Source organism: Myxococcus xanthus, assembly GCF_013116825.1.
Taxonomy (GTDB): Bacteria; Myxococcota; Myxococcia; order Myxococcales; family Myxococcaceae; genus Myxococcus; species Myxococcus xanthus_B.
The window spans coordinates 51171-63441 of the sequence record NZ_JABFNS010000012.1 but is presented as its reverse complement, the minus strand read 5'-3'; the positions used below and the strand labels follow the sequence as shown (position 1 = coordinate 63441).

Annotated in this window: 13 protein-coding genes; 7 read left to right on the top strand and 6 right to left on the bottom strand. The window is 70.5% G+C overall.

The features are described 5' to 3' along the window. Positions 1 to 38 precede the first annotated feature (38 nt). The 7 genes from HNV26_RS05285 to HNV26_RS05255 all read left to right on the top strand — a co-directional run bounded on the left by HNV26_RS05285 (position 39) and on the right by HNV26_RS05255 (position 5880). Positions 39 to 725 carry a TetR/AcrR family transcriptional regulator gene (locus HNV26_RS05285; RefSeq protein ID WP_171440706.1) on the top strand — a complete coding sequence of 229 codons (687 nt, stop codon included), beginning with the start codon at positions 39 to 41 and terminating at the stop codon, positions 723 to 725. After that, on the top strand, positions 722 to 1519 hold the full coding sequence (locus HNV26_RS05280) for a CoA transferase subunit A (protein ID WP_171440705.1): 798 nt from the start codon (positions 722 to 724) through the stop codon (positions 1517 to 1519). Before HNV26_RS05285 ends, HNV26_RS05280 begins: the two co-directional genes overlap by 4 nt. Further along, the gene (locus tag HNV26_RS05275) at positions 1516 to 2256 is read left to right on the top strand and encodes a CoA-transferase subunit beta (protein WP_171440704.1); all 741 of its coding nucleotides are present in this window, start codon (positions 1516 to 1518) and stop codon (positions 2254 to 2256) included. The genes HNV26_RS05280 and HNV26_RS05275 overlap by 4 nt, the downstream gene beginning before the upstream one ends. 47 nt (positions 2257 to 2303) lie before the next feature. After that, positions 2304 to 3341: an alcohol dehydrogenase catalytic domain-containing protein gene (locus tag HNV26_RS05270; protein ID WP_140792741.1), complete on the top strand. Its 1038-nt coding sequence runs from the start codon at positions 2304 to 2306 to the stop codon at positions 3339 to 3341. 49 nt (positions 3342 to 3390) lie between these two features. Next, positions 3391 to 4647, top strand: a complete 1257-nt coding sequence (locus HNV26_RS05265) for a hydroxymethylglutaryl-CoA synthase family protein (RefSeq protein ID WP_171440703.1) — start codon at positions 3391 to 3393, stop codon at positions 4645 to 4647. 144 nt (positions 4648 to 4791) lie between these two features. Beyond that, positions 4792 to 5280, top strand: a complete 489-nt coding sequence (locus HNV26_RS05260) for an Hsp20/alpha crystallin family protein (protein ID WP_171440702.1) — start codon at positions 4792 to 4794, stop codon at positions 5278 to 5280. A gap of 84 nt (positions 5281 to 5364) precedes the next feature. Continuing rightward, entirely contained in the window at positions 5365 to 5880 is a 516-nt protein-coding gene (locus tag HNV26_RS05255; RefSeq protein ID WP_171440701.1) for an SgcJ/EcaC family oxidoreductase, read from the top strand. Between the two features lie 3 nt (positions 5881 to 5883). Here the strand turns inward: HNV26_RS05255 and HNV26_RS05250 are convergent, their stop codons facing one another. From HNV26_RS05250 to HNV26_RS05225, 6 genes are all read right to left on the bottom strand, one after another. Next, positions 5884 to 8316, bottom strand: coding sequence for a heavy metal translocating P-type ATPase (locus HNV26_RS05250; RefSeq protein ID WP_171440700.1), 2433 nt, complete (start codon positions 8314 to 8316; stop codon positions 5884 to 5886). Between the two features lie 37 nt (positions 8317 to 8353). Then, positions 8354 to 8938 (bottom strand): HMA2 domain-containing protein, encoded by a 585-nt coding sequence (locus tag HNV26_RS05245; protein WP_171440699.1) that lies wholly within the window; start codon positions 8936 to 8938, stop codon positions 8354 to 8356. Next, entirely contained in the window at positions 8935 to 9207 is a 273-nt protein-coding gene (locus HNV26_RS05240; protein ID WP_171440698.1) for a hypothetical protein, read from the bottom strand. The genes HNV26_RS05245 and HNV26_RS05240 overlap by 4 nt, the downstream gene beginning before the upstream one ends. Continuing rightward, positions 9204 to 10382 (bottom strand): hypothetical protein, encoded by a 1179-nt coding sequence (locus HNV26_RS05235; RefSeq protein ID WP_253816256.1) that lies wholly within the window; start codon positions 10380 to 10382, stop codon positions 9204 to 9206. Before HNV26_RS05235 ends, HNV26_RS05240 begins: the two co-directional genes overlap by 4 nt. A 212-nt stretch (positions 10383 to 10594) precedes the next feature. After that, on the bottom strand, positions 10595 to 11152 hold the full coding sequence (locus tag HNV26_RS05230) for a hypothetical protein (protein WP_171440696.1): 558 nt from the start codon (positions 11150 to 11152) through the stop codon (positions 10595 to 10597). A 308-nt stretch (positions 11153 to 11460) separates the two neighbouring features. Beyond that, complete coding sequence (locus HNV26_RS05225) at positions 11461 to 12159, bottom strand: LysM peptidoglycan-binding domain-containing protein (protein WP_171440695.1); 699 nt, start codon at positions 12157 to 12159, stop codon at positions 11461 to 11463. Between the last annotated feature and the right edge of the window lie 112 nt (positions 12160 to 12271).

Genomic DNA, 12271 nt, shown 5'->3' with positions numbered 1-12271 from the left:
CTACCTACCGGTCGGTAGGTCTCCAGAAGGGAGCAGACGTGACGAACACCGGAGGACGGAAGCCGGACGAGGGCGAGCGCTACCGAGCCATCCTTGAAACGGCGGCGCGGCTCATCTGTGACCGGGGGTACGAGGGCACGTCGATGCAGGAGATCGCCGCCGCGTGCCGGATGACGAAGGCGGGCCTCTACCACCACATCCAGAACAAGGAGCAGCTGCTCTTCGCCATCATGAACTACGGGATGGACCTGTTCGAGGAGCAGGTCCTCTCGCGGGTGCAGGACATCGCGAATCCGGTGGAGCGGCTTCGCGCGTGCATGCGCCACAACATCCTGCTGGTGACGCGGGGGTGGAGCAAGGAGGTCATCATCATCCTCCACGAGCACGCCACGCTCACCGGCGAGACGCGCGCCTTCATCGACGCCCGGAAGAAGAAGTACGTGGACTTCCTGGAGGAGGCCTTCTCGCAGGCATCGCAGCAGGGCCTCATCCGCCCCGTGGACCCGACGGTGGGCGCCTTCTCGTTCCTGGGAATGGTGCTGTGGATCTACAAGTGGTTCAAGCCGGACGGGCGCCTCACGGATGAGCAGATCGCCGACGGCATGGTGGGCATGTTGTTCCCGCCCTTCGCCGCCGCTGGGGACACCGCTGGACAGGCAGGGCCCTCCCCGTTGCGCATGGTGCCGAGCGTGTCGGCCACCGGCACGGATCCGGAGGGCGCATGAAGACGGCGCGCTGGTGCTCGCTGGAGGAGGCGGTGGCCTCCATTCCGGATGGCGCGTCGCTGGCCACCGGCGGCTTCATGCTGGGTCGCGCCCCCATGGCGCTGGTGATGGAGCTCATCGCGCAGGGCAAGCGCGACCTGGGCCTCATCTCCCTCCCCAACCCGCTGCCCGCGGAGTTCCTGGTGGCGGGCGGCTGTCTGGGCAGGCTGGAGATCGCCTTCGGCGCGCTGAGCCTCCAGGGCCGCGTGCGCCCCATGCCCTGCCTCAAGCGGGCCATGGAGCAAGGCACCCTCGCCTGGCGCGAACATGACGGCTACCGCGTCGTCCAGCGCCTGCGCGCCGCGTCCATGGGGCTGCCCTTCATCCCCGCGCCGGACGCGGACGTGTCCGGGCTGGCGCGGACGGAGCCGCCTCCCACGGTGGAGGACCCCTTCACCGGCCTGCGCGTGGCGGTGGAGCCTGCCTTCTATCCGGACGTGGCGCTGCTCCACGCGCGCGCCGCGGACGAGCGCGGCAACCTCTACATGGAAGACCCGACCACGGACCTGCTGGTGGCGGGCGCGGCGAAGCGGGTGATCGCCACGGTGGAGGAGCGGGTGGCGAAGCTGCCCCGCGCCACCCTGCCCGGCTTCCAGGTGGACCGCATCGTCCTGGCGCCCGGCGGCGCCCTGCCCACCGGCTGCGCCGGGCTCTACCCGCACGACGACGGGATGCTGGCCCGCTACCTGTCGCTGGCGGAGACGGGCCGTGAAGCGGAGTTCCTGGAAACGGTGCTGACGCGGAGGGCGGCATGAGCGCGACGCTGGACATCACCCCAGCGGAGACCGTGGTCTCCCTGCTGGCGCGGCAGATTGATGACGGCGGCGTGGTGGCCACGGGCGTGGCGTCACCGCTGGCCATCCTGGCCATCGCCGTGGCGCGCGCGACGCACGCGCCGGACCTGACGTACCTGGCCTGCGTGGGCTCGTTGGACCCGGACATTCCCACGCTGCTGCCCTCCTCCGAGGACCTGGGCTACCTGGATGGCCGGTCCGCGGAAATCACCATTCCGGACCTGTTCGACCACGCGCGGCGCGGCCGGGTGGACACCGTCTTCTTCGGCGCGGCCGAGGTGGATGCCGAGGGCCGCACCAACATGACGGCCAGCGGCAGCCTGGACAAGCCGCGGACGAAGTTCCCCGGCGTGGCGGGCGCCGCGACGCTGCGGCAGTGGGTGCGCCGGCCGGTGCTCCTGGTGCCGCGCCAGTCGCGCCGCAACCTGGTGCCGGAGGTGCAGGTCGCCACCACGAGAGATCCGCGCCGGCCGGTGACGCTCATCTCCGACCTGGGCGTGTTCGAACTGGGCGCGTCCGGCGCGCGGCTGCTCGCGCGACACCCCTGGGCCTCGGAAGCGCACATCGCGGAGCGCACGGGCTTCGCCTTCCAGGTCTCCGAAGCGCTGTCCGTCACCTCGCTTCCGGATGCCCGGACGGTGGCGGCCATTCGCGCCATCGACCCGCGCGGCTACCGCGACGCGCTCGTCGGCGCCTGAGCCGGGCCGTTCCCCTTCCACGAATTCAGATGCACGGAGGCACCCAGATGAAAGCCGTCGTACTGCGCAGCTTTGGTGAAGCGGGCAACCTGAAGATGGAGACCGTGCCCATGCCCCGTCCCGGGCGAGGCGAGGTCCTCCTGCGCGTGCATGCCTGTGGCGTCTGCTACCACGACGTCATCAACCGCCGAGGCAACCTGCCCCGCACCAGCGTGCCCGCGATTCTTGGCCACGAGGCCGCGGGTGAAGTCATTGAAGTCGGCCCGGACACGCCGGGCTGGAAGACGGGAGACCGCGCCGCGACGCTCCAGCGCATGTCGTGTGGCGACTGTGCCCTGTGCCGCAGCGGCCGGAACAGCCTCTGCAAGACGGACAACCGCTTCTTCGGCGAGGAGCTGGCCGGTGGCTACGCCCAGTTCATGGTGGCCCCCGTCGGCGGACTGGGCCGGGTGCCCGCGTCGCTGCCCTGGAACGAGGCGGCCACCGTGTGCTGCACCACCGGCACGGCCGTCCACACGGTGCGCACGCGCGGCAAGGTGCGCGCGGGCGAGACGGTGCTCATCACCGGCGCCAGTGGCGGCGTGGGCCTGTCCTCCGTGCAGCTCGCGCGGCTGGACGGCGCGCGCGTCATCGCGGTGACGTCCAGCGAGGCGAAGGTGCAGGCGCTGAAGGAGGCGGGCGCGGACGAGGTCATCGTGTCGCGCGGGCTGGACTTCGCGTCGGACGTCCGCAAGCGCACCCAGGGCGCGGGCGTGGACGTGGCCGTCGAAATCGTCGGCAGCGCCACGTTCGACCAGACGCTGAAGTCCATGGCGCCCGGAGGCCGCGTGGTGGTGGTGGGCAACCTGGAGTCGGGGATGGTGCAGCTCAACCCGGGGCTCGTCATCGTCAAGGAGCTGGAGATCCTGGGGGCCTACGCCACCACGCAGGCGGAGCTGGACGAGGCCCTGCGCCTGACGGCCACCGGCGGCGTGCGGCAGTTCGTGACGGACGCGGTGCCCCTGGCCGAGGCCGCGAAGGCCCACTTCCGGCTGGAGAACCGCGAGGTGGCGGGCCGGCTGGTGCTGGTGCCCCCCGAGGCGTGAGCGAAGCGGCGGCTGGAATCCAGAGCACGACAAGGAATCGAGGAGTCCGATGAAGAAGCGCGTGGGAATCGAAGCGTTGGCGGTCGCGGTGCCGTCCCGGTACGTGGACATCGAAGACCTGGCCCGGGCACGGGGCGTGGACCCGGCCAAGTACACGGCGGGCCTGGGCGCCAGGGAGATGGCCGTCACCGACCCCGGCGAGGACACCGTGGCCCTGGCCGCCACCGCGGCGGCCCGCCTCATCCGTCAGCAGGACGTGGACCCGTCCCGCATCGGCATGCTGGTGGTGGGCACGGAGACGGGCATCGACCACTCGAAGCCCGTCGCCTCGCACGTGCAGGGCCTGCTGAAGCTGCCACGCACCATGCGGACCTATGACACGCAGCACGCGTGCTACGGCGGCACCGCCGGGTTGATGGCGGCGGTGGAGTGGATTGCGTCCGGCGCGGGCGCGGGCAAGGTGGCCGTGGTGGTGTGCTCGGACATCGCGCGCTACGGGCTGCACACCGCGGGCGAGCCCACCCAGGGCGGCGGCGCGGTCGCGCTGCTGGTCTCCGAGCAACCCGACCTGCTCGCCATGGACGTGGGCCTCAACGGCGTGTGCACCATGGACGTGTATGACTTCTGGCGGCCCGTGGGCCGGCGGGAGGCGCTGGTGGACGGGCACTACTCCATCACCTGCTACCTGGAGGCCCTGTCCGGCGCCTACCGGGGCTGGCGCGAGAAGGCCCTGGCGGCGGGCCTGGTCCGCTGGTCGGACGCGCTGCCCGGCGAACAGCTGGCACGCATCGCCTACCACGTGCCCTTCTGCAAGATGGCCCGGAAGGCGCACACCCAGCTGCGCCTGTGCGACCTGGAGGATGCGGCGGGCGCGGCGGCTTCGACGCCGGAGTCGCGGGAGGCGCAGGCGAAGTCGGCCGCCAGCTATGACGCCCAGGTGGCGACTTCACTGGGGCTCAACGCGCGCATCGGCAACGTGTACACCGCGTCCCTCTACCTGGCGCTGGCGGGCCTGCTGCACCACGAGGCCGGCGCGCTGGCGGGACAGCGCATGGGCCTGCTGTCCTATGGCAGCGGCTGCGCGGCCGAATTCTATTCCGGCACGGTGGGCGAGAAGGCCGCCGAGCGGATGGCGAAGGCGGACCTGGAGGCGGTGCTCGCCCGGCGCGAGCGCGTCTCCATCGAGGAATACGAGCGCCTGATGAGGTTGCCAGCGGATGCGCCCGAGGCCGTGGCGCCGTCGCCCGGCGCCTTCCGGCTGACGGAGATTCGCGACCACCGCCGCCAGTACGCCGAAGGGAACTGACGCGGGGCGCCGGGCGCCCATCCCAGGCGCGAGACGAGGCACCGGCAGGCTCCCCGGTGCCTCCCCTTCGGCCACCGTCTCCCTACCGTGAGTCCCTGAACCCCTGCCTCGACGAACGGAGCAGGGCTGAAAGGAGACGGAATCATGGCGGACCTACCTGCCCGCAGAGGCGGAGGCATGCTGGGAGCCCCACGCGGCTGGGACCCCTTCGAGCGCATGCAGGAGCTCTTGGGATTCGACCTCGGCCGGATGCTCGGCCCCCAGGGCACACGGGAAGGCGGCTTCGTGCCCGACTTCGAGGTGAAGGAGACCCAGGATGCCTTCATCTTCAAGGCCGATGTCCCCGGCGTGGAGGAGAAGGACCTGGAAATCACCCTCGCGGAGAACCGGCTCACCATCAGCGGCAAGCGGGAAGAAGAGCGCCGCGACGAAAGCGACCGCTACTACGCCTACGAGCGCAACTATGGCTCGTTCAGCCGCACCTTCACGCTCCCCCGAGGCGTGAATACCGACGACGTCCAGGCAGACTTCAAGAGCGGCGTCCTCAACGTGCGCATCCCCAAGAAGTCCGAGGAGCAGCCCAAGCGCATCAAGGTCGGCGGTGGCGAACGCGGCGACAAGGCGAAGGCCTGAGGCTCCGGGAAGGGCGCTCGGGAGAAGCCGGCCGTGTTATGGGACCTGACACGACAACCGGCTTTTCCCGAAAGAAGGCTTCCAATGATGCGCCGCGCCCTTCCCCTTCGCTTCCTGGCCCCCCTCCTCCTGCTGGCGTCCGCGTGCGCGACCCCCGGCACGGCGCCAGCGGAGGCGGACATCCTCCAACTCGTGAGCGATCAGACGGAGGCCTGGAACCGCCAGGACGCGGTGGCCTGGTCCAAGGACTTCGCCCCGGACGCGGCCTTCATCAACATCGTGGGCACCGTCTTCGAAGGCCGCGATGAAATCCAGGAGCGCCACGCGGGCATCTTCGCCACCATCTTCAAGGGCAGCCAGAGCCAGGTCACCGTGCGCAAGGTCCAGTTCATCCAGGAGGACCTGGCCATCGTCGACACCCTGCACGAGGTGACGGGCCATCCCAGCCTGCCCCCCGGTGTCCAGGACACCGAGCCCGGCCTGCTGCGCACGCAGATGCGGTACGTGATGAAGCACGAGAACGGGCAGTGGCAAATCCTGGCAGGCCAGAACACGGACGTGAAGCCCAGGCCCCAGGCGGCCGCGCCCCAGACGCCCTGATGCTCAGTGGGTGATGGAATCCTCGCGCTGGGCGGCGCGCGCCTGACGGAACAGCGGCGCCAGCGCGGCGAAGCCAGCCACCACCGTGGAGCCGTTGTTGATGACGGCGGCGGCGACAGGCGGCAGCCACCCCAGCGCCGCGAGCACCATGGCCACGGCATTGGGCACCAGCACCAGCCCAAGCCCCAGGTGCACGCGGGCCAGGGTGTCGCGGCCCGCGTCGAACGCCAGCAACAGGTCATCGAGGCTGCCACGCAGCAGCACCACGTCCGCCGTCTCCAGCGCCACGTCCGTCGCCCCCCTCAAGGAGATACCGACGTCGGCGAGCGCGAGCGCCGGGGCGTCATTGATGCCATCCCCCACCATGGCCACGATGCGTCCCTGGCGCCGGAGCGCGCGGACGTGCGTGGCCTTGTCCTCGGGAAGCAGCTCCGCGATGGCCTCGTCCACGCCCAACCGGCTCGCGACCTCCGCCACCCGCGACGGCGAGTCCCCGGACAGCAGCATGATGCGCCGGCGCCCGTTCTCCTTCAGGGCCTGCACCACGCCCGCGCTCTCCGGCCGCAGTGTCTCCACGTAGCTGATGCACCCGGCCAACGCGCCATCCACGGTGACCCACAGGGTGGCGACATCGCGCGGCACGGACCAGGCCAGCGCCGAGCCCGCGTCCGCCACGTCCACACCTTGCTGCTGCATCCAGCGCGCGCTGCCCACACAGACGCGGCGCCCCTTCACCTGGGCGCAGACGCCCCGCCCCAGGACGAACTCCTCCAGTCCCGCCTCGGGCTGCGGCACCTCCACGCCTTGCGCCTGGGCATGCTGGCGCACCGCCTCCGCCACGGGATGAGACTGACGCAGCTCGGCGGCGGCGCTCAGCGACAGCACCTCGCGCGCGTCCCAGCCCCGCGCGGGAATGACGTCCACCACTTCCGGGACACCCAAGGTCAGCGTGCCCGTCTTGTCGAAGACGATGGTGTCCGCCTGCGCCAGCCGCTCCAGGTACTGCGCCCCCTTGATGAGGATGCCCTGGCGCGCCGCGAGCGTCATCGCCACCAGCGCGCTCGCCGGCACGACGATGCGGACCCCCGTCCCGAAATCCGTGATGAGGATGCTGATGGGCCGTGACGCCTCGCGCGTCCACAGCCCCGTCGCCGCGGCGAGCCCGAAGGTCGGCAGCACAACGCCGTTCGCCACCGAGTCCACCTTCGCCTGAAGCGTCATGGGCTTGGCGCCTGCGCCTTCGAGGATGTGGAGAATCTTGGCCGCCGTGGTCTCCACGCCCGCGCGCACCACCCGCACCCGCAGGCTGCCCTCGCCCACCACGGACGCGGCCAGCACGCGGTCTCCCGCCTCGCGGACCCGGGGCTCTGATTCACCCGTGAGCGCCTTCTCATCCACCCACGCGGTGCCGGCCACCACCGTCCCGTCGGCGGGCACGCTCTCCCCCGCGTGCACGATGATGAGGTCGCCCTCCTTGAGCCGGTCCGCCCGGACCTGCTCCACCTCTCCGTCCACCCGCAGCCGCCAGGCGTACAGCACCTCCAGCCGCATCAACCGGGAGATGGCGGACCGGGCGCGGTCCGCGCTGCGCTCAATCAACAAGTCGCCAATGCCCAGCAGGGAGGTGATGAGCGCCGCGGTCCGCACCTGCCCCGTGGCCAGGGATACCCCCACCGCCACCAGGTCGAGCAGGTCCACGGTGATGCGCCGCTCCGCGACCGACTGGAAGGCGCGCTGTGCCAGCGGCAGGCTCGTCAACGCGACGCCCGCGGCCAACACGGGCATGGGCGCCGCATTCACGACGCACGCGGCGAGCACCGCCGAATTGAAGACCGTGGCGGCCCATTCCCGCCGGGGCGGCTCGGGCGCGGCGGGCCAGGTGGACGGGTCGCTCGCGCGCAGGGCCACCATCAACTGGCTCGCGTTGAGCATCTCCGGGTCGAAGCTCACCACCAGCGAATGGATGGCCGGCGAGGCGCTCGCCTTGTGCACCCCCGCCAGCGTCGCGGCCCAGGCCGCCAGCTTGAGGATGTCGTCGTCCTCGAGCCCCCGGACGTGCAGGCGCACGCGCCCGGGCACTGCGTGCAGCAGCTCCACCTGGAACGGCTTGGGCGGAAGCTGGTGCAACGTGAAGGCGAAGTCCCGCACCCGCAGCGCGAACGCGCCAGGGAAGCGCGGGGACTCCTGGTAGTGCACCTTGACCAGGCCCGTGCTCCGCTGACACGTGGCCACCTGGACTTCGGGGCGGGACTCCAACCAGCCCAGCAACTGGCGCAGCGTCTTGGAATCCTCCGCCGCGCCTCGGATGAGGAGCCGGCCCGGAGCCACGTTCGTGACGTGGACGGACACGGGCCGCTGATGCCCATCCAGGACATCGTGCGCGCGCCCCTTGAAGCCGCGCGCCATGCCACTCAGGAACTCCACCTCCGCCCGCATGAACGCCCCCCGAGCTGAACGCAGTGCAACCGCGGCCTCACGCGTGGGGCCGGGGCCGGAAGGCCACTGTCCCGCTGACGCCAGCGGCGTCTTCCAGCTCCTGCTCCCGCACACCGTCACGGAACACGCTGTAGGCCCAGTACAGCGCGTTGTCCCAGCGAGGCAGCCAGCCCTTCTGCGACGGGTTCGCCACCAGCGAGTAGATGCCCGTGGCCGTCAGCACCATGGGAATCAACTCGTAGAGGCCCGCCCCCGTCAGCTCACGCGCCAGTCCGTCCAGCCACCGGGCGCCGCTCACCACGTGCTCGGCCGGGGCCTTCCGCGACTTCACCATGAACTTGGCGTCAACGATGCCGTCCAGGCCCGCCGAGTCGACGATGGCCGCCAGGAGCGATTCCACGTCGGCCTCGTCCGGGCTGTATTCGACGAGCAAGCTGCCCGTGAGAGGAGAATGGACGGTGCCGAACACGCCTTGCGTCTCCCCCAGCTCACCGCGCACGCGGTCCGCGATTTCCGAGTCATCTCGGAAGCAGCTCGCGCGCACGCGAAGCCGGCCCGGGGAGTGGTGCACGAGCAACAACCACTCCCCTTCGATGGTGCCCGAGTCCGGGTCGAGCCTCATGCGTGCCCCTCTCGGCTGTCCGCGACGGGCCGGGCGCCACCGTCCGCCGCACGCCGGCTGTGGGCCTGATGGAGGTTCGCCCGAGAGCGCGCCTCCGCCACCAGGTCGGAGAGGTACTCACGCTCGGTGGCGATGACCCGCCGCGTCCACGCCACCAAATCAAACGCCGCCGTCGCGACGGAGACGACCGCGCCGCGTGAGTTGTCGACGGTGCTCCGGGCCATCCAGCCGCTGGCCACGCCCGCCAGGAATGCCACCGCCGTCTTCATAGCCCCCCCGGAGCGGCATGGGCGTCAGCGTCCAGCCCGACGACGGGAGACGACGGCATCCGCCCGTCGCGCGGCTCGAACGAGTCGCCCTGCGGCGCACGAACGACGCCTTGGGTCCGGAACTGCTTCAGCAGGGCCTGCACCCGCTCGCGGCGCAACGGGCGGTTGAGCGCGGCGGCGGCCTGTCGCAGCAGCAACCACTCCGCGTTCGACATGGACAGGTCCACCGCGGCAATCACCTCGAGCGCGTGCAGGAAGGCATCCCGCGCGGGCTCGGGTACCTCGTGGAGACGCTCGACCCACTGCGCCTCGTCTTCGCCCAGGCGCTCCAGCAGCCGCTTGCGCGCCGCGGAAGGGCTGTTGCGCAGCAGGTGCGCCAGCATGACCGTCGCCTCGGACCGCAGGTCCCCGTCCGTTCCAAACAGGCACCAGGCGCCTTCGATGAGCAGCTCCACGCACCGCGCGTCCACGGCGCGCACGGCGGAGAACGCATCATCCAGGGCGCGGCGGTAGCGCGCATACGCCACCGAGGCCTCGCCCAGCCGGCGAGTGTGCCGCCAGCTGGTGACGGAGGAGGTCAGGACGCTGGCGAAGGGAAGGAGGTTTCGCAGCACGCCCTCGCCCATCAAGCGGTTGCCCAGCTTCCGCTCCGCCGCCTCCGTGTCCTCGGTCAGCATCCGGCCCACGAGCCCGGCACCGCCGTGGTCCGAGTCCTCCCACGTCTCCGAGCCCGACGTGAGGGCGTTCAGGTGGAGCAGATCCCACGGGTCATCCGGGTCGATGCGCAAGCCGAACGCGGACGCCACGTCGCACATCATCCGGGCCTGGATGAGCGAGCGCAGCATCGTGTCCAATCCCATGGCGGCTCCGGCCACGGGGACGGCCACGAGTGCTCCCACGAAGCCGGTGTCCAGGGTGAACATGGCCGCGCTGGTGGAGATACCCGCGGCGCTTGCCCCCACCAGCGCAGCTTCCTTGCTGGCACGCCGGATGAGGGCATCCGTCTCGGACGCACGGACGGCGGACGCGGTACCGGCGCGCCGCGCCTCGTAGTGACGCACGTAGGCGGTCACCAGCCGGGCGTGCCACGCGCCCGAACGGATGTCCTCGAAGCGCAACTCACGCCCGAGCTTCTCGGCGAAGTCTCGCAACGGGTGCAGTGCGGCCGCAGGCATCGCGGCGTCTTCCGGGTGGTATGGAGCGGTTCGTGTCATGGGCATGAGTGCGGAACAGCCGTGCGCGCCAGACCTGGAGGACGCGACACGGCTGGTGGGGGGTGCATCCGATGTGGGCTTCCAGGAATCGGCGCACTCAAGCTAGGGAGATTCGAGGACCGGGAGAACCGGTCCTGCGGGGCAACACCTTCGCCGCCGGGTTGACGGCTGCCTCAGCGGGCGGTGACGGCGGCCCGGGCAGTGCGCAGGAGCTCGGTGAGCTCGACACGCGCCTGCGCCTTCGCCGCCGGCTCGTTCCCGTCATGACCTCGCTGCACCACCAGCGCCGTCACCATGGCGCCCGCGGCGGCCTTGGCGCGGGCCCAGGGATTCGTCTCCGCGTCCGCTTCGTTCGTCGTCACCGCGGCCCAGACTTCACACAGGTGGCTGGCGGCGTCCGCGAACGCGGCGACGGCGGGCTTCTGTTCGAGGATGGACGTGTTGCGCAGGTCCCCCAGCGCCCCCGCGCTGACATGCCCCTGGCGATAGGCCTCACCGCGGGCCTGGGCGAAGAGGTCCGCGGCGGCGCCGGCGCCCTCGACGCGCGTCGCTGCCAGCCGCAACCACTCCGCACAAATCTGGAAGGCCGTGGGCTCGGGGAACCGCGCCGTCAGCCAGCCCAGCAAGGGATAGAGGTACTCGGAGCGCTGCCAGGCCTCGTCCACGGAGCCACAGACCAGGCCCGACTTCTGGAACATGCCGAGCAGGAACGCATCAGGGGATTCACTCATCGCGGCGCCCACTCTCGCCCCTCGGTGGACGCGGAACAACCCCGCCCCCTCCGAACCCACGACACAAGATGAGGGACTTGACCGGAAGGAGCGACTGACGCGTCAAGCGCTTTCACTTGACGTGTCATGACAGGTGCCGAGCCTGCTGTTTCGCGGACAAGTACGTGACTCGATTGGGCCGCAATCCGGCATGTGGAGGGGGCTCCGTCAGGCGCCGGTCCCCCGTGAACTTGAATCCCGGACACGACATCGCCTCCGGTCAAATGCCCCGGAGGCGATGAGACGACAGGTTCCACCGTGCGGCGGAACTAGATGAGGGGCATGAAGACCTTGAAGCCGGTGCGGCCGCTGTTGGTCGTGTTGCGCTCGATGAAGTCACTGGCGGACGAGTGGCCGTCGCCGGTGGTGATGGCCGTGTGGCCGTAGATGCTGCCCAGTCGAGTGGAGGTGCTCTCCCAGGTGAGGACGAGGCCCGGAATCTTCAGCGCCTGCTCGAGCGACATGTTGACCTGCTTGAACTTGTCGCGCGGCAGGTTGTTGTCGATCTGGTTGCCGTTGCCCCAGACCTTGAAGCCGAAGGCGTTCTGGATGGCCCGGCTCACACCCGTGGCGCACAGGCCCTGGCTGTTGTACCCGCCCATGCTCAGCGCGGCCTGACGGCCCGCCTCGGCGAGCCTGCGCATCGCGGGGGTCGCCTGGCCCGGGGCCACACCGCCGCTCCCGCTGACCGCTCCGCCGCCCGACGCACCGCCAGAGCCCCGCGGACCGCTCTTGCCAGAGTCGAAGGAGTCCTTGCCGCTGTGGCCCGTGGCGCGGCCGCCAGCGCTCCCAGGGAGGCGCAGCGTGGCCCCCGCGTAGATGAGGTCCGGATTGGCGATGTTGTTGATGCGCGCCAACTCCTTCACCGACGTCTTGAAGCGAACGGCGAGCTCCGAGAGGGTGTCCCCCTTGCGAATCAGGTAGGAGGAAGATGCTCCCCGGCGGCTCGAATTGATGGACGTGGACATTCAGGTCTCCTGGTTCCCATTGTCGTCACGGCCCTCCCGGAGTTGCGTCCGGTTTCCCAAAATCTTGGAATCCGCAGGGCCGCATGGGGGCGCAAATCGAGAAAAACCGAAT